Origin of the sequence: Acinetobacter bohemicus ANC 3994 (assembly GCF_000367925.1) — a bacterium.
GTDB lineage: Bacteria > Pseudomonadota > Gammaproteobacteria > Pseudomonadales > Moraxellaceae > Acinetobacter > Acinetobacter bohemicus.
Genome location: NZ_KB849164.1, coordinates 984,011 through 999,498, shown reverse-complemented (window position 1 = coordinate 999,498; position 15,488 = coordinate 984,011). Strand labels below are relative to the sequence as shown.

19 protein-coding genes are annotated in these 15,488 nt (G+C 38.8%); 4 read left to right on the top strand and 15 right to left on the bottom strand.

Annotated features, from left to right (window positions below; all coding sequences use genetic code 11):
- The first annotated feature begins 394 nt into the window (after window positions 1-394).
- The gene (locus F994_RS04670; protein ID WP_004648978.1) at window positions 395-1,039 is read left to right on the top strand and encodes a LysE family translocator; all 645 of its coding nucleotides are present in this window, start codon (window positions 395-397) and stop codon (window positions 1,037-1,039) included.
- Window positions 1,040-1,524: 485 nt separating this feature from the next.
- Here F994_RS04670 and F994_RS04665 read toward each other — a convergent pair whose 3' ends face one another.
- Both F994_RS04665 and F994_RS17465 read right to left on the bottom strand, forming a co-directional pair.
- Window positions 1,525-1,935: a hypothetical protein gene (locus F994_RS04665; RefSeq protein ID WP_004648977.1), complete on the bottom strand. Its 411-nt coding sequence runs from the start codon at window positions 1,933-1,935 to the stop codon at window positions 1,525-1,527.
- Window positions 1,936-2,042: 107 nt separating this feature from the next.
- Window positions 2,043-2,189: a hypothetical protein gene (locus F994_RS17465; RefSeq protein ID WP_212749464.1), complete on the bottom strand. Its 147-nt coding sequence runs from the start codon at window positions 2,187-2,189 to the stop codon at window positions 2,043-2,045.
- Between the two features lie 1,083 nt (window positions 2,190-3,272).
- Here F994_RS17465 and F994_RS17460 point away from each other — a divergent pair.
- Window positions 3,273-3,431, top strand: a complete 159-nt coding sequence (locus F994_RS17460; protein WP_004648976.1) for a hypothetical protein — start codon at window positions 3,273-3,275, stop codon at window positions 3,429-3,431.
- Window positions 3,432-3,560: 129 nt separating this feature from the next.
- A complete protein-coding gene (locus F994_RS04660; protein WP_004648974.1) occupies window positions 3,561-3,857 on the top strand; it encodes a hypothetical protein in 297 nt (98 codons plus the stop codon).
- An 82-nt stretch (window positions 3,858-3,939) separates the two neighbouring features.
- Here the strand turns inward: F994_RS04660 and F994_RS04655 are convergent, their stop codons facing one another.
- From F994_RS04655 to F994_RS04625, 7 genes are all read right to left on the bottom strand, one after another.
- Window positions 3,940-4,446: a hypothetical protein gene (locus F994_RS04655; protein ID WP_004648973.1), complete on the bottom strand. Its 507-nt coding sequence runs from the start codon at window positions 4,444-4,446 to the stop codon at window positions 3,940-3,942.
- Window positions 4,447-4,455: 9 nt separating this feature from the next.
- On the bottom strand, window positions 4,456-5,073 hold the full coding sequence (locus F994_RS04650) for a lysozyme (protein ID WP_004648972.1): 618 nt from the start codon (window positions 5,071-5,073) through the stop codon (window positions 4,456-4,458).
- A 3-nt stretch (window positions 5,074-5,076) separates the two neighbouring features.
- A complete protein-coding gene (locus F994_RS04645; RefSeq protein ID WP_004648971.1) occupies window positions 5,077-5,445 on the bottom strand; it encodes a hypothetical protein in 369 nt (122 codons plus the stop codon).
- 115 nt (window positions 5,446-5,560) lie between these two features.
- Window positions 5,561-6,220 carry a hypothetical protein gene (locus F994_RS17740; RefSeq protein ID WP_004648970.1) on the bottom strand — a complete coding sequence of 220 codons (660 nt, stop codon included), beginning with the start codon at window positions 6,218-6,220 and terminating at the stop codon, window positions 5,561-5,563.
- A 207-nt stretch (window positions 6,221-6,427) separates the two neighbouring features.
- Window positions 6,428-7,192, bottom strand: a complete 765-nt coding sequence (locus tag F994_RS04635) for a hypothetical protein (protein ID WP_004648969.1) — start codon at window positions 7,190-7,192, stop codon at window positions 6,428-6,430.
- Window positions 7,185-7,763 (bottom strand): hypothetical protein, encoded by a 579-nt coding sequence (locus tag F994_RS16955; RefSeq protein WP_004648968.1) that lies wholly within the window; start codon window positions 7,761-7,763, stop codon window positions 7,185-7,187. The genes F994_RS04635 and F994_RS16955 overlap by 8 nt, the downstream gene beginning before the upstream one ends.
- 70 nt (window positions 7,764-7,833) lie before the next feature.
- The gene (locus tag F994_RS04625) at window positions 7,834-9,597 is read right to left on the bottom strand and encodes a hypothetical protein (RefSeq protein ID WP_004648967.1); all 1,764 of its coding nucleotides are present in this window, start codon (window positions 9,595-9,597) and stop codon (window positions 7,834-7,836) included.
- Window positions 9,598-9,664: 67 nt separating this feature from the next.
- On the opposite strand from F994_RS04625, the gene F994_RS18025 reads away from it, so the two are divergent.
- The gene (locus tag F994_RS18025; RefSeq protein WP_004648966.1) at window positions 9,665-10,057 is read left to right on the top strand and encodes a hypothetical protein; all 393 of its coding nucleotides are present in this window, start codon (window positions 9,665-9,667) and stop codon (window positions 10,055-10,057) included.
- A 92-nt stretch (window positions 10,058-10,149) separates the two neighbouring features.
- On the opposite strand, the gene F994_RS04615 is transcribed toward F994_RS18025, so the two are convergent.
- The 6 genes from F994_RS04615 to F994_RS04590 all read right to left on the bottom strand — a co-directional run bounded on the left by F994_RS04615 (window position 10,150) and on the right by F994_RS04590 (window position 15,435).
- Window positions 10,150-10,452 (bottom strand): hypothetical protein, encoded by a 303-nt coding sequence (locus F994_RS04615; RefSeq protein WP_004648964.1) that lies wholly within the window; start codon window positions 10,450-10,452, stop codon window positions 10,150-10,152.
- 21 nt (window positions 10,453-10,473) lie between these two features.
- Entirely contained in the window at window positions 10,474-11,031 is a 558-nt protein-coding gene (locus F994_RS04610; RefSeq protein ID WP_004648963.1) for a hypothetical protein, read from the bottom strand.
- On the bottom strand, window positions 11,031-12,137 hold the full coding sequence (locus tag F994_RS04605; protein ID WP_004648962.1) for a hypothetical protein: 1,107 nt from the start codon (window positions 12,135-12,137) through the stop codon (window positions 11,031-11,033). The genes F994_RS04610 and F994_RS04605 overlap by 1 nt, the downstream gene beginning before the upstream one ends.
- A 12-nt stretch (window positions 12,138-12,149) precedes the next feature.
- Window positions 12,150-12,419 carry a hypothetical protein gene (locus F994_RS04600; protein ID WP_004648961.1) on the bottom strand — a complete coding sequence of 90 codons (270 nt, stop codon included), beginning with the start codon at window positions 12,417-12,419 and terminating at the stop codon, window positions 12,150-12,152.
- 110 nt (window positions 12,420-12,529) lie between these two features.
- Window positions 12,530-14,593 (bottom strand): phage tail-collar fiber domain-containing protein, encoded by a 2,064-nt coding sequence (locus tag F994_RS04595; RefSeq protein WP_004648960.1) that lies wholly within the window; start codon window positions 14,591-14,593, stop codon window positions 12,530-12,532.
- 68 nt (window positions 14,594-14,661) lie between these two features.
- Window positions 14,662-15,435, bottom strand: a complete 774-nt coding sequence (locus F994_RS04590; protein WP_004648959.1) for a hypothetical protein — start codon at window positions 15,433-15,435, stop codon at window positions 14,662-14,664.
- Between the last annotated feature and the right edge of the window lie 53 nt (window positions 15,436-15,488).

Sequence of the window (15,488 nt, the reverse complement as noted above, 5' to 3'; positions counted from 1 at the left end):
CATCACATTGCATAGCTTTGCTCTCAATTGCAGTTCAACAGTCTACAAAACAGTCTACAAAAACCTAAAAAATAAATTTTTCGAAAATTTGTAGACTGCACTTTGAGACATTAATTTTTCGTAAGTTTATGATTAAATATTGCGAAAGTAAAAAGCCCTGACTTAGGGAGTTTTTTGTTTTGGCCACATTTCGATATTCTGCTGTACAAGCTTCGAGTAGTTCTGCATATGTTGCTCAGCTTGTAAATAATAAAGAAGTCGAGCAAAAGGTCGATACAGTGATTGGAAGTATTTTATTAAGAAAAAATTGGGTTCTAAAATTTAAGAAAAACTAAGTTTTGAATATTGAAAATATATACAATGGATCAGTTTAAAACTATGTGTTGATTTGAATATGGAAAATGTAGTTACTGGTTATTTGTTATTTATACTTATTTCAACTATAACAATAGCATGTCCAGGACCTGGAACCTTACTTACAATTACTAATACTCTTAATTATGGTAGAAAAAATACTATGTGGGGGATATTAGGAACAGTTTTAGGAATGTTCTGTATAGCAATCTTATCAGCAACAAGTATAGGAGCAATTCTTGCACATGATATATTTTGGTTTTCATTACTAAAGTATATAGGTGCCGTTTACTTAGTATACTTATCAATTAAAACATTTAAAAATAAAAGTTTGAATATAGATTCAAGTGATCAAAATCAGACTCTCAATAAAAAAGTGAATAAACCAAAAATATTTTTTCAAGGTTTTCTAACTTCACTATCAAATCCAAAAACTATAATATTTTTTATTGCACTATTTCCTCAATTTATCCATGTAAATCAAAGTTTGATTCCACAACTTTTAACTTTAAGCTCTTTATTTTGTTTTATTGCTCTAATTATTCATATTAGTTATTCGAATTTTATTTTTTTATTTAAAACTAAACTACTTACGTCAAAAATACAAAATAATTTAAATAAAACAAGTGGTTGTATATTTTTAATATTATCATTTATGTTAGCAACAAGTAATGTATCTAGATGATAAAAGAAATCCATTTAACATAATGGCGCTTATACGAAATTCTTCTGGAAATAGTTTTAAATTTCAGAAAGTTATGCTATAAAAAATTGGGACGCAAACCTAAAAAACCGACTTGGAAACAAGTCGGCTTTTTTATGTACAACTCTAGAACATATCGCCAATAAAATTGATCAATATTTAATCAAATTAAAGCTTTTGTCCATGTTATCAATTCATCCAGTGCTCAAATTATCCCCAATTTCTGAGGATAAACCTTGGGATAAAATCTAAGCATTTATGTACGCATTTGCTCACAACAATTCCCACCCTTTGCGGCTATACGATCTCACGCTTATTTTCTATCATGGGGACATAGAGAGCAGGATGCTCCAGATAAGAATAACAAGAGAAAGAACAAGGAATGTGAGGTACGACAGGAGTTATACCTAAGCATCAAATACGAAAAACCCCGACATCCTGTCGGGGTTTTTTTATTAGTATATATACTAGTGTTCATTAACATCGCAACTACTAAGTAATGTATTTAATACAAATGCTTCACTAAGTAAGTCATCAAAACCCTCATGTTCAAAGTCATAAATACCTTTAACTAAAACAGTTAATTGATTTTGACGAGTTAAAATAAAGCTTAGGCCCAATACATCTACAGGATGATGAGCTCCATTTAAATATATAGAACCATCTATATCCCCTTGAGTAAATGTGAAAGAACTATTTGCTAAATCGCATAATTTTATCGAAGGTAAGTCAATATTATCTAAACGAATTGTTGGAATTAAGATCTGTTCTTGATAGATAAATGGTTCCATAAAGATATGGATAGATATTTCAGAATCTGTAGAACTAAAAATAATTGCGTGTTTAGCAATTAAACTTTTTATGTTAAATTTTCCCATATATGATTGATATAAATGAATTTAATCATCGATTATAGCTCAATAATTATTAATTGTATTTAATATAGAATCTCAACTACAAAAGAAATTTTATGTTAAGTAGCTGATCAAAAAGCCCATGATTGGGCATAGCGATAGCCATTGTATTGCTCCGTGCCCTGTTTGAAACCACCTAGCTCATCAGCTTTCATTGATTGCTGAAAATAGAAAAAAGCTGCGATACCTAATACGGCCAATACTACATAAATCGCCATAAAAAAGGGTGTGTCCAATTTTGGGCATCCCCCTAGTTAAAGTTTTTCTATCGAAATTCCGACTAAATTAAAGTGAGTGATTTTATCTGCGTTCAAGATATTTAGCATAGAACCTGTATTGAGTTTTATTCTTCTCATGTATCCATTACTCTATGCCATTCATATCTATGGGAAAGTCAAAACCTTCGATGTTAAGACTTTTAATTTCATTATCTAAAAAATGAAATGACTTTAGTTCTTTGGCTGATTTTTAGATACATGGATCTAAAAAAACTGTGTGATTTCATAGTTATTAAATGCTGAATTATTTCCTTTACTACTGTAGGCATAATAATTCTCTCGCGGTAAATCAATAATAAACCTTAAGCCAACTTATCACTAATTATGTTAATTTTATTTTTTAAAAAAGTTAGATATTCTAAAATCCCCTTAATAAAATATATTTCAATAGCTTACATTTTATTATAACAATTAAAATAAAAAATTTAATGTGAACTAAATCACATTAATTAAAATTATTGAGTAAAACAAAAATTTATAACATAAAGATAAATGGCATCAATTAAAATTAGTGAAAAAATATTTAATTTTTTTCAAAAAACTAACCATCTCATGTTTATAAAGCACCAGATCAATGTTTATTTCATATCTATTTATTTGGGTGCTATTCTAAAAAATCATCCAATTTACAAAAATAAAATATAATTATTTATTAGTAACTTAGTTAAATATACACCTAAATTAGAGCAAATAAATATTGAACTAGAACACAAAATTAAGAAAATATTTAACCCTAGTCTCTAAATTTCGAATACAAAATGTAAATCATTAAGTTAAAACATAACTCACTAAAATATGAAAACACTTCTGATTATCAATCATCATTAATTTTATTTATTTGTTAATATTATATTTATATTTTCCTTTAAACATCAGTAACAACTATTCCAAAAATATAAATTCAATAACTGAATAAATAAAATGTAACACCTAATAAATTTCAATATCAATTTTATATGTTATTACTATTATATCTACTGAGAAACTGAGTAGGTTATTTTTAATAACATAAGGTCCAGTAAAATGAACAATCTAAACCAGAAACAGCAGAATGACATTCAGCGCCAACACAATCGGCAAAACGATATTCAGAGCGACATTCAGCGCCAACACAATCAGCAAAATGATATTCAGCGTCCACACAATCAGCAGAATGGCTATCAACGTCAGCCAAACAGATAGATTTCAATACTTCTCTATCCCATCCAAACTTCAAATTAATAAGTTATTAAACATAATGGGCTAACTACTTATTAATTTACCTCTCTTTAAAATTTTTAAGCTCTTAGTTTTATGAACCCGGAGATTAAAATGAATACTAATCACCATCAAGATGAGCAGACTATCAAGCATGATTGGCGTACAAATTATACGAATCGTCCTTACTATGGCGAGATCCAATACGAATTACCAGATGTAGACTATGACCGTGATCTGCGTTCAGCTTATGAACTTGGGCAACAGGCACGAAATGAACGTGGTGAGAATGCCCAATTTGAAGAGTCAGAGAATGACTTGAAGGTTAAATGGCAAGAACTCAAAGCAGAATCCCGTTTAAAGTGGGAACAAGCAAAACATGCAATTAAAGATGCATGGGACAAAATTTAAATAAACTCTAGATTATGAGCCATATGAGCTCATAATCGGTTTAATAAATACTAAAATTAGTATTCGTTATAGGAAATAGCCCTCACCTGAGGGCTATTTCTTCTGGCCAGCTTTCACTCAACCTCATTGCATCAATTGCATGTCCATCTGCTTTTTCTGCCATTCCTCGATATTCTGCTGTGCAAGTTTCGAGTAACTCACTGTTGGTAACAGTGTACTCAATGATGATTTCTTTGGGAGCTGTGGACAGACGTTTGTTGGCTTCGCTGAGTTGCTTTGACAACCCAATAGCAGCCAAGTCAGCACTACGAGCGGCAGCATTCGCATCTTGTATTTTTTTAATCGCATTCTGTTCTACCTCTATTATTTTTGCTGACCATGTTTGCATGATGGTGGCTTTTTCTTTTTGAGCTTGATCAATCGCATCTTCATAAGGCTTAATGGTTTTGGCCACACTTACATCACATGCGGTTTCAGCATTGCGTAAATCACCAGCTAAAGAATTGCAGTACCACACATAACCAGTCATAAAGAGCAATAAAACTAAAATGATCCATTTATAAAACGGTGCTAAAAGTGCATCTATCATGACATCCCCCTAACTTAGAAATAGAGCTTTTTCTTTAGCTCGTCGATTAACAAGCCCCTTTATTTCTTTGCCGTTGTCGTAGATCCAACGATCAAATTGAGATGCAGCACTAGAAAAATTGCTGTTATTAATTAGCGTTAACATTGTGCTTTTAATAAAGGCAGTTTCACCAATGTTATAAATAAAGGATGCCAGTGCATCAAATTGATTCTGACTTACATTGACCTTTACGTGTTTATCAAGACAGGCATCAACCCATAAGCAATCGTTTTTAAGCCAAATTTCCGCTTGTCCACGGGTACATACATCACCTTTCTTAACGCGTACACCATTAGGATATTTAATTGTTCCATACCCAATGGTCCATATGCCACCAGTATCCAAGTAGGCTTGCAATTCAAGGCTTTCTGATTCACGGATGATTGAAAAACCTTTTTCCGAAATATCACGAAGTCCAGAAACTAAGGCATTTAATTTAAATCCAATGATATCTGCGAATACTGGTAGTCCATGCATGGCAATAACCTTATCACCAGCAGTGACTTGTTCATTTGATAACTTCCCACCAGATAAAGCTCGAAGCCATGAATATGCTTGAGCAACTTGTTGTGATTGATCAATACTCACTTGTCATTCCCCCTTCCCTAGAATGGCAAGAAATGCAGCTTTGATTTCAGCAATAACTTCTGGTAAGGATTTGCCTCTCCACATTGCTACAGCTTGGTAAAGAATGCCGATCGCTAAAAGCCCAAATACAGCGAACATCAGCATAATGAAGCCCTGATACATGGTTGAAGTCTTCAGCATTTCAAAATGCTCAATGAATGCTGAACCACCATATAAGCTCACCGTTACACTGGCTGCAAATTTGCAAATAACACTGACAGTTACTTGGATTTTTCCGTTCTTATCAATATCCCCACTTAAGACAAGGGCAAGAATGGCACCAACAATGGCTGGAATTATTTTAATAATCCACGGAATAGTATTTTCCTGCATGGCTTAATTACCTATGATTTTCTATATAGGTATTTTGGCGCGACCGATGAATGTGAAAAAAAGCCTGTTCCAAATAAAAAAGCCCGCTATATAGCGGGCTTTAAGATAAAACTTGTTAATTTAAGCAAAACGTAACACCAATAGAATTAATAAGGACTGTTTCATTCTCACCATACGTATCATCAACAATATATTCATCGATCTTACTGGCATCAACAGTAATGATTTCAATATCAACATGGCTATTTGCGGGATGAAAAAATGAAGCATACTCAACCTCATTATAGATTCCACCATTAGAGATAATCTCTTGAAAATCTGAATTAAGTGGTTTTACTTCAATGCCATACAGTGCAAATATAGATTTTAAATCATCTCGTCCATCTCTAAAGCCGATAACCCCTTCATGAAGAATATTATTGATTTTAATATTGTAATATCCACCGCTTGACATCGTACCTAAGGTGATTTTTTTGGTTGCCCCTACACATATAGCATTTTCTATACTCTCTTTTACCCGCAACACCTGCACACTGGGCACATTTGTATCTAAGCAATCTTGAACAGCAATGTAGTCCGGGTTCTTGGGATCATATCCAAGTTGGCCACGAATATTACCCAGATGAATAGACATTGGTACATCCATGCGGCCGCGCTTGAAGCGGCCTAAAATTACAGCACCTGTCAGACCGTCCGCAGTTTGCTCTTCTGTGCGGTCAATAATGTCTTGTCTTTGGATACCAACGGCTTCACCTAAAATCTTTGTCGTATTCATCTATTTTTTCCTTCCCGAATTACTGATGACTTTAATTATTTCATTCCCCATTTTGATAAGGGCATTATGCTTTTGTGCTTCAGCTTCAATTTCTAACTTTCTCTTTTCCCATGCATCAGATGAATAAAAAAGGCCTCAAAACTTACAGGCAAATTTAGAGCTTCATATAAAGACATCTTGCAATGCTGGGCCAGATCCTGAGCCGTACTAAGCAAATGATTGGTCCAATTCTTTGATGATTCCGAAAAAGGCGGCAGCGGGGCGAAATCGAAGCGGCGCGTCATCTGCACCTCTTGAAATGACTAAACCTTGATTACTGACATTTAAATGAATCATGGTAAATAATTGGTTATTGAGGGTAATGAAATCTTGATAGATCAAGTCAAAATCGCTCTGAGCCTGTTTCTTTAAAAACTCCAACCGCTCAGAAAACTGTTTAATAAATTCACTATCATTGGCACTGCGGTTTGGGAGTTCCGACAGCTTTTCATGCCCGTCATAGCTGATTTGAAATGCCAACATGCATGCAATCCATTCCGCGGCATTGGCGCAATGCTCTTCAAGGTACTCTGCTTCCCGGCCAACCAATTGCCGAACAGTAATGCCGTTATGTGAAATCTCAGGTTGCCAATTTTCTTCTGAGTGCAAATAACATTTAGAAAAATCAGCATCAGTGGAAAATAGCGTGGCTGACTGCTTTTCTACATACTTCAGCATCAAGCAATAACGCTCTTGCACTGTCATATTCAGCGGCTGCTCTTTATTAGACAGTGCATGTGATAAAAATGCGCTGATACGTTTCTCATTCAGTCGTTGATTAATGGCCGCGACTTTCAAAGCATCATTGAATACAATTTCCTGTAAGGGTTCAACAATGATGAATGGTGATGCATTTGTTAAAGCGATTTCGTTGATTTCTGGTTCATCGCCCAGCGCTTCAAGTAACGGATTTGTGCCATCAAAATCATGCATTTTGGATCTCCAGATTTTTACCCAGCCCAATAAACTGCTTCAGGTTATTGAGGACGTCGTGCTTAAACTGACCAGTGCTACAGCGGATTTCTACAGTTTCACCCGACTTGATTGAAGTCTTGGATAGCGGTTCAAATACAGTTTGTACGCCTGTATTTTTAACAACCACGAATAGGCCACTTTTTGCTACTGTAGTTTGTTTTACAGGTGATGGACTTTGAACCTTAGGAAGCACCTGCTCAGTTCCAACTGATTCATTTACTGAGCTTGCTGGAATTTCTGGGGAACTACTTTCAGTATCTGCCGTAACTGAAATTTCTTGATTGCCATTGTCAGGTTCAACATCTGCTACTGGGCTTTGGCCTGCGGTATCGCTCTGCATTCCCTGTAATTCAGCCTGTGATGAGATCTTCTCTTGATTTACTGCTGCATCAAGTAATGGAGACTGTTCAGTTTCGACAGGTGCAAGTACTTCAGTATCTACCGCAGCTTTAGCAGCAGTTGTTTTTGGTTTTGTTACTCGTTTGCTGGTTGTAGCAGTCTCAGGAGTATTTGAATCCGCTTGAGTCATCGTGTGTCACCCTTTATCAAATTAGAAATGAATTAAGGCGCATGGAAAATGCGCCTTAATTTGCAGAATTTTAGTTTTTAAGTTTTGGCATATTGATTGCGGTGATCAATGCAAACTGATCGGCATAACGATCAAGCGGGTTAAGCTCTGCTGCTTGTGATCCAATTAATGCAATCAACTGTTCACGCGGATCCGGAGTCGCTTCGCTTACAGTCAGTGGCATTTCAGTGAAACCAATAAACGGATTGCGCACTGGTTCATTGCCACGCCCTGTTAGTAGCATTTCAAATGCTTGACCGGCTTCAGTCAATACACCTGCTGAGCTAGGGACATGATAAACATTGGTTCCATCTGCCAGTGTGCCGATACGTACAATTTGACCATGACCTGCAATTGCACCTGTTTTCACTGGCATTTTGTCAGATGAAAGTTGAGCAAAGAAGATTTTAGCCGTATCACCGACATACAAATCAAAACCAACCGTAGCACCACCTGAATCCTGAACAATACCGAGTTTGGCTGCTTCTAGGTACTTCATGAACTCACCGAACAAATCGCCTGAAGTGTTATAAGCGGCCGCTAAGTTTCCAGTTACACCACGGGAAGCATCAAAGGTAAACTCTCGTCCATTGTAGGTAGCACGGTCTTTACCTTCACCCAGTAAGCGAATAGTTTGTTCAAGATAAATTTTACCTTGCATCAATCCCAAAGCTGTTCCTACAAAACCGACTTTCAGTTCACTTGAAATCTGATTGACTAAAAGTTTAGAAGCGCGAATTTGCGTCATGATCGGCGCACTGACCAGTGTTTCATATTCAGGTTGCATGCTGACGCCAACAGGTTCCATCTTGAACTTATTGGAGGTATCACGGGCATCAAAATCAGCAATTAAACAGACTTCAAGTTTTACACCTGCTGGCAGGGCTTCATTCAGTGTCACTGAGATGGTGCTGGTATCCAGATTAATACTGCTTCCAGTCACCGTATATTCTTCACCCGCAATTTTTGCTGACTTTTCAGCAATTGCAGAAATCACACCTGACAGTTTGGATTTACTACGGTTGCGGGTATGTGCCACTTCTTTTCCAGCAATACGGATGGAAATATTCCCGCTGATGAATGGCAGCAAAGGTGCATTAGTATCCGGTGTTTTGGCAGCATAGTCAGCATAATGCGTATGAGCTACCACCGCATAAACTGCACCTGAACCATTATTGCTGAGCGCAAAGCGGAAACGACCTTCAGCGTAAGGTTTCGCAGCCTGAACACCATCCAGATAATCATTTTTATTCATGGCACCGAATGCACGGTCAGTCACAAAGCGCGCAGCTACAATCGGTACTTCATTTGAACCATTACTGTTCGGGATATAAGCCACAATCGGCGATGCATAGGCAATGGTTGTTGCAATCGTGGTTACAGAGAGTGCTGGGACAATACTCACCGATTCCTGATGCGTATTGCTGATGTCATCAAAGCCTTTTTCCATATTTTGGTAGGCTTGAGTCGTAGAATCACTGAAACTGCGGACCTTCTTTGCAATGGCCACACCATTACATAATGCCGAAGCAATCACTGAAGGATGAGGCAGATCACCGCCGTGGCAATATTGATATTGACCGATACCCTGTTTAATCGCTTCATCCACATCGGCTGCACTGTCAAAACCCATAATATCAAGTAAGTCATTCAGCGCCTGTGGGCGGGTTTCAGGCATAACCACAAGGCTGTCAAAGCCTTTTTCTTCACCATCTTTATAGAAATAGTTTTGGCATTGCTGTGTGGCGAGCATTTGCGTTTGGAATTGCTGCTGCATTAAATCAGATAGAGACATATTTTTACCTGTCGTGGGTCTAAAATCTTGGATAGAAATAGATTCGCACGAAGGGAAAAACACCAAGATGGGCAGTTCCAAAGGTATTTTCAAATTAAAAAAATCTGCAGATCATTATGCAGGTTTTATCCGTATAGCCTTATATCACCGCTCTAAAGGGCAATATGGTACGGCTATTCTGATAAATCACTTTTATGATATAAGGGATGCGCTTTTAACTTTTTGCTATTTAGGCTTTTTTATGAAAAAAAACTCCTCATCAGATGACTTAGAGTCAACTACTTTAGGCTGGAAATTTATTGCCATTGTTGCTGTTATAACTTCCATATTTTTTACTTTTCTATACTTAGCAATGTCAAGTGAACCAGACTATATGCCTAACCGAAAACCAAAAGCAACCACCCAACAAGATGCACCAGTCAACGCACCCCAACCAGTAGAAAAAACCTCATCTGAGTGATGATAAAAATAAGAATACACAGAACTAAAACTCTTGGTGGTCAAATTGACCACCAATCTCTCGGATGCCGTTTTTTCTGTGGAGGGAGGATGTCAACCGCTAACACCGCTAGATACATAAATTTCAACACTATTGCCAGCTGTAACTTTATAGCGGATCTTATCCCATGCATGTTGTCGAAATGGCTCTGAATCAGGTGTACCCGCTTCAATCGTGACAATCGGTTCCCAATGTTCGTCTATTAATACATCACAATCAGGTTTATTGCTCCCTGAAAACTCAACGACAGCACCAGATCCAATCACTTGATAATTAAAAATAGCTGAAGTGCATTGCCCTGCCATTCCTATATCACCAACTTGTTGATCTTTTTTATTAAAAATTAAAAATGACATGACTTCTACTCACTTAAAAAATTACTGTGTACGTGATTCAACTTCACTTTTCACTGGATCAAGCCCAATCTCATCACGGCGGTTTAATACATACTTTTTGCCGAAATCAGACATTAAGGTCTGACCGCTGATTCCAACGATTTCAAACCACAAAATAAAACCCTCATCAATCATCAAACCCAGTAAATCCCCCTCATTTAATTGGGTATCAGGAATCTGCAAAAGCTGTTCTGCTAAGGTTGGTAGATCCGCGTCATAGACTTCAATCTGAGCCAGTATTGCCAGATCTGAAGGGTTATTCATTGAGTTGTTTTTATGGATATATCCGCCGTTAAATTTGTCCGCCAGTATGAAAGCATGCCCAACATGGTCATATTCATAGTTCGGCTCATCCTGCATAGACAATGCATTGGCTTCAAACGACAGTGGATCTGCTGGCTTGTTAGCATCGACTGGATTGGTGTACACAATACGTTTGCGCCACACCTGCGCTGGAATACTGGCCACTGTATTCATCACAATACGACGAGCGGCCATATGACGGCCATTCGCTACACGGTTGACTGCTCTATTTAGCATTATTTAAATCTCCGCATCAGTTCCTGATAAACCTCATCTGTCACAATTCCACTGTTGCGCCATTCTGTATATTTCGATCTATCCTGCGCATCCTGAACTTGTTTTGCCTGTTTTCCTTGTGCAGCAAAATGCTCCTTCGCTACTTTTGCAGCACGGCGGATCATTTCCTTTTCGGCCTTCTGAATATTTGGCTGAATCCTACCTTTGGTTTCTTTGTTTAAACCGCTTATTTGCTGATCCAGTTCTGCCAAGATTTGCTTATCAGTTTGTTTCTTCCGCACACTGAGCTGCTTGCTTCGATCTTTTTTGACTTCTTTTTTAAGATATTCAATACCTGAAGGTGATTGAATCCAGTGAACCGCTCTAAGCACATGCTTGCACGCAACACCTGACAGCAAAGGGTTTCTGAGTTTGGGATAGCCATTTTCTTTACGGCCTAAACCATAGCCGCCAATTGTGGCCATATAGCGATACCAGTACGTATGCCGTTCACAGTCACATTCAAATTTAATCTTTCCACCTGATAGCCAGCGCTTTACTTGATTGACAGCATTCTGACTGGTACTCGAAACCAATGAACTGAAACTGCTAAACTCAATTTCTACGTGATGATTCGTCACCTTGCTTTTCGGTCCAGCATTCGTCAGTAAATGAACGAGGCTATCTTTTCGGCTGAGCGGTACAACAAGATGTATTTGCTCATTGGCGCGGTCTATATCATCGGCATGGCTGAGATTGACAATATTTTGAATGGTAATGCCTTTGGAATACTGCTCCCGCAAAAGATCAATATTGTCCTTAAAGGCCATAATATCTTCACGGGTAATTTTCCTTGGAGCATCACCCTTCTGCTGTCCAAGCGTTGTATAGAGCACCCGCTCAACATCATAGTTCTCACCTTTTTCAATATTCTCAGGGCGCAAAAATGTCGGCTTAGGAATCTTTCTGCCGAACTCATCAAAGTTAAATTCTTTATCCGCTTGCCCACGCTGCTTGCTGTCAGCGCTTCTACGACCTTGCAGATCACGGCGTAAGCTACCGTTGCGCAGTGCTTCTTGCATCTGCTTATGCGCTTGCTGCAATTGATCAGGAGTTTGATTAGCCATCAATTATTTTCCTTAGAGAAATTCACGGCGAAATCGAAGTACATCAGCAATTAACGGAACTGCTATCCGTTTTTCGGGCAATTTTTCCCATATACCGCTGGTGCCACAAGCCACTTGAATGACATCTGTATATGCCCTTGAGCCATACACTCTTAAACTCAATAGTGTTGGATCTTGCGCTTCATCCTGTTGAACGTCCCAGACAATCAGCTGATTGAGCTTGCCTTGCTCAATAAAGCGATTGATATGATCACGGATGGCATTGCGGTATTCGTTAATCATGTAAAGTAAACCTCAGGCCTATAACTTGTATGTTAAGGCGGGTTCTCGACTCAGCTGATCCACAATTCCAAATTAAAAAGCCCCACATGACTGTGAGGCTTAAATTGAAATTACTCTGTTCCAGTTTCAGGGTCCGGTTCTGGTTCAGGCTCTGGCGTAATCGTCACTGCAAGAGTTTTCTGAACTGCATTACTGAATTCACTGATTAAGTCGGGATAGATTAAGTGCTTTGCATTACCTTGTGCTTTTACCAACGTATTTTGGGTTAAGCCTCCAACATTAATCACAGCTGACCAGTTGTAACTGTTGTCTGAGTTCTGTTCTGTCCCAATCACAGCAGTGATTTCAGCTGCGCCGACTTTAACCTTGACTTCATACGGCATCGCAATGCCATTGGTTAAGATAGTGCCGCTCACAGTCACCTTATCTTCTGGCGCTGGATCAGTAATCGGTGCAATGTTCTTCATGGTAAGAACTGGTACTGGAGGTGCGACCTCGTCAATGTTGTCGTTGTAGGTTTCTACGATCGCAAATCCGATCCCGCCGTCTGTACCTGCATTGCCCCAGCTTTTCCAGCCTTCACCGAATTTGCCCACTGCAATTTTAGCGGTAACACGCTGACTGTCAGTATTGGTAAATATTGCTCGTACTCGTGCGCCAGAACCTGCTGCACCACCATACGACCATGATTCATCACCGATTCCCCATGCCCCATTACCACCCCCAGGCATTTGACCTAAAATAGATGGCAGCGCATCAGCACCTTTCTGAGTAGTCCCGCGATCATAAGTAATTGCATTAATACCAGCTGTCTCTTCGATGTTCTCAAAAAGGCTGGCTGCATCAACGACTACAGGTAAACCGCCCTTACCCGGCTGGCCGTTATGGAAAGAAGAACCATTACCCCATTCTCCACCAGTACCCGCTTTACCGCCGCCTGCTGTCAGTATCGATGTATCAATCGTGCAGGATACTTCCCCACCATCCATACCATTTGCCGAAGTGCTTGAACCCGACCAGATTGAACCCGCGCCACCACCCATTGCGCCATGCAAATGAAATTGCACAGTCTGATTCGGTAGGATCTCAATTTCATGAATCCCTTCATAATAGGTAAGCACCCCCTCAGGGTATTTGCTTGTATCGACAATCAGTACACTGACTTGTTTGTTCGGAATGTACGTTAAAGCAAACTTCAGGAATTCGGTGCCTTCCGTTTTATTATCTTCCACAACGTCTATGCTATAAGACGCTTTGCCAGTGGCATCTACAATAAACTGCCCGCTTAAAGCACTTGGCGAAATATCATCTTCCTGAATACCAGTAATCGACCAATCTACGGGTGTACCTGCATCTAGTCCCGATGTAACAAGTTTAAACGTGACTTTACCACCTTCATCAACCACGGCCTTATCAGCAGTTAAGCTGTAAGCAGGTGCTGAAGTTCCGTCACGCAGGCGTTTCCAAATACGTGTTGTGAAGGCTTTAATTGCTGAACCTGTAGAAATACCGGTAATTGCTCCAACTGGCTGATTAACATCCTCTACCCCATATGGAATATGCGGTAGCAGCATCCAGCTGGTGTCATAACCGAACAGCGGTTTTAAAGCGATGGCAGGATCATATTGTGTGCTGTCTGTTCCATGCCAAGAACCAACATGCCAAATGACATTCGCCAGCTGTGTAGATAGCGGATACTGCGGATGAGGATTAGAATGCGCTAAATGCTGATTCATCAGCGCGACAGAGACAGGTGCATGCGGATCTAGCTGAATCACTAGATTCTCTACATTGATGTCCTCAACTTTCATACCGAATGTGCCAATGCAGACAATATCGGCAACCAAACGCATTAATGGCGTATTGCCTGTTGTAGAAGCAATTGCAAATAAAATGCCAGAGGATGTAAAAAGGCCAATTTCAAAGCAGTCTGCTGTCACTGTCGGTTCAATATTTGAAATAAAGCGCAGTGTCCTTGATACCGGCTCAACGCTTCCGCCATTGAGTGGATAACGCTCCAACTCAGCAACCAGCGCAGTATTGGATGATGCAGTCTGAGGATTATATTTTGCTGTACCCACACCGATATGAGATAACGCAATGCTTAAACCCATATTTTCAGCATCGAGTACAGCAGCCTTGCCCGCATTTGTTAAATAAAACTGAATTGCCATAATCCACCCAATTAATCACTTTGGGTATTGTTAGCGGTGCGATGCTGGTAAGGACCGATTAGTTCCAATCAATATGTCGTGTTCTCAAGAAATACATACGCAAATAAATCAGCGATATCTGGAGCATCAAGCCCGATCTCACGCATCTCAGATACTGGCATGATTCTAACCCGTGAACGCTCATCAAAGCTGTAACGAATGCTGTTAAGGTCTTTCAACACTTTTTCTTTATTGTGCGGCTGACAAATTTTAAAATTATGCGTATTGACTGCGTAAGATAAGCAGGCATAAGCCTGTGCACGCTTATTGACATACTCTTTACGATTGTCATTACTAAAGCAGTCTCCACCCCAATGCACGGGCATATACCAAATACCATTTTTCTTTAATAACTGGCCTAGGAATTTACCCTCGCCATTATCATTAACAATGAGTGTTGCTTCAGGGTATGTGGATAAAAGCTGTAGAATATCGTCAATACTCATAGCACTATTTTCTTTAAACTCTAAAACAACTGATTTTCTTGAATCAGGTATATTTCCCTCAACGGCTACAACCGCTATATAACCGCCATTCGCAATAATAAAATGTCCATAATCAGACAGTTTCATTTTAGGATTCAAATACACCTTTTTTATTATTTCATCGGTGAATAAAGGCTTATATTTTGGCTGATTTTCATTATTTTTACGGCGCAAATTAGCCTTATTGTTACGATGCACATTGGCCTTAAAGTTACTGACCAGCTCTTTTAAATCACTAAATCGTTGGACACCTTCACTAAATAGTTGAACACCTGCCGCTATGGCATTTACAGCCTGATTAACCCGCTTCATTGTCATGTACTGTTATTCACTTAACTTAAAGTTAAATGCTAATAATTCGATGATGCTGA

What these genes read in the sequence shown, in the direction of transcription:
- F994_RS04600 (WP_004648961.1), bottom strand. Translation starts at nt 12,419, where the DNA reads ATGATTAACGAATACCGCAATGCCATCCGTGATCATATCAATCGCTTT.
- F994_RS16955 (WP_004648968.1), bottom strand. Translation starts at nt 7,763, where the DNA reads ATGACTCAAGCGGATTCAAATACTCCTGAGACTGCTACAACCAGCAAA.
- F994_RS04610 (WP_004648963.1), bottom strand. Translation starts at nt 11,031, where the DNA reads ATGCTAAATAGAGCAGTCAACCGTGTAGCGAATGGCCGTCATATGGCC.
- F994_RS04660 (WP_004648974.1), top strand. Translation starts at nt 3,561, where the DNA reads ATGAATACTAATCACCATCAAGATGAGCAGACTATCAAGCATGATTGG.
- F994_RS17740 (WP_004648970.1), bottom strand. Translation starts at nt 6,220, where the DNA reads ATGAATACGACAAAGATTTTAGGTGAAGCCGTTGGTATCCAAAGACAA.
- F994_RS17460 (WP_004648976.1), top strand. Translation starts at nt 3,273, where the DNA reads ATGAACAATCTAAACCAGAAACAGCAGAATGACATTCAGCGCCAACAC.
- F994_RS04655 (WP_004648973.1), bottom strand. Translation starts at nt 4,446, where the DNA reads ATGATAGATGCACTTTTAGCACCGTTTTATAAATGGATCATTTTAGTT.
- F994_RS04605 (WP_004648962.1), bottom strand. Translation starts at nt 12,137, where the DNA reads ATGGCTAATCAAACTCCTGATCAATTGCAGCAAGCGCATAAGCAGATG.
- F994_RS17465 (WP_212749464.1), bottom strand. Translation starts at nt 2,189, where the DNA reads ATGGCGATTTATGTAGTATTGGCCGTATTAGGTATCGCAGCTTTTTTC.
- F994_RS04635 (WP_004648969.1), bottom strand. Translation starts at nt 7,192, where the DNA reads ATGCATGATTTTGATGGCACAAATCCGTTACTTGAAGCGCTGGGCGAT.
- F994_RS04615 (WP_004648964.1), bottom strand. Translation starts at nt 10,452, where the DNA reads ATGTCATTTTTAATTTTTAATAAAAAAGATCAACAAGTTGGTGATATA.
- F994_RS18025 (WP_004648966.1), top strand. Translation starts at nt 9,665, where the DNA reads ATGGGCAGTTCCAAAGGTATTTTCAAATTAAAAAAATCTGCAGATCAT.
- F994_RS04595 (WP_004648960.1), bottom strand. Translation starts at nt 14,593, where the DNA reads ATGGCAATTCAGTTTTATTTAACAAATGCGGGCAAGGCTGCTGTACTC.
- F994_RS04665 (WP_004648977.1), bottom strand. Translation starts at nt 1,935, where the DNA reads ATGGGAAAATTTAACATAAAAAGTTTAATTGCTAAACACGCAATTATT.
- F994_RS04625 (WP_004648967.1), bottom strand. Translation starts at nt 9,597, where the DNA reads ATGTCTCTATCTGATTTAATGCAGCAGCAATTCCAAACGCAAATGCTC.
- F994_RS04590 (WP_004648959.1), bottom strand. Translation starts at nt 15,435, where the DNA reads ATGACAATGAAGCGGGTTAATCAGGCTGTAAATGCCATAGCGGCAGGT.
- F994_RS04670 (WP_004648978.1), top strand. Translation starts at nt 395, where the DNA reads ATGGAAAATGTAGTTACTGGTTATTTGTTATTTATACTTATTTCAACT.
- F994_RS04645 (WP_004648971.1), bottom strand. Translation starts at nt 5,445, where the DNA reads ATGCAGGAAAATACTATTCCGTGGATTATTAAAATAATTCCAGCCATT.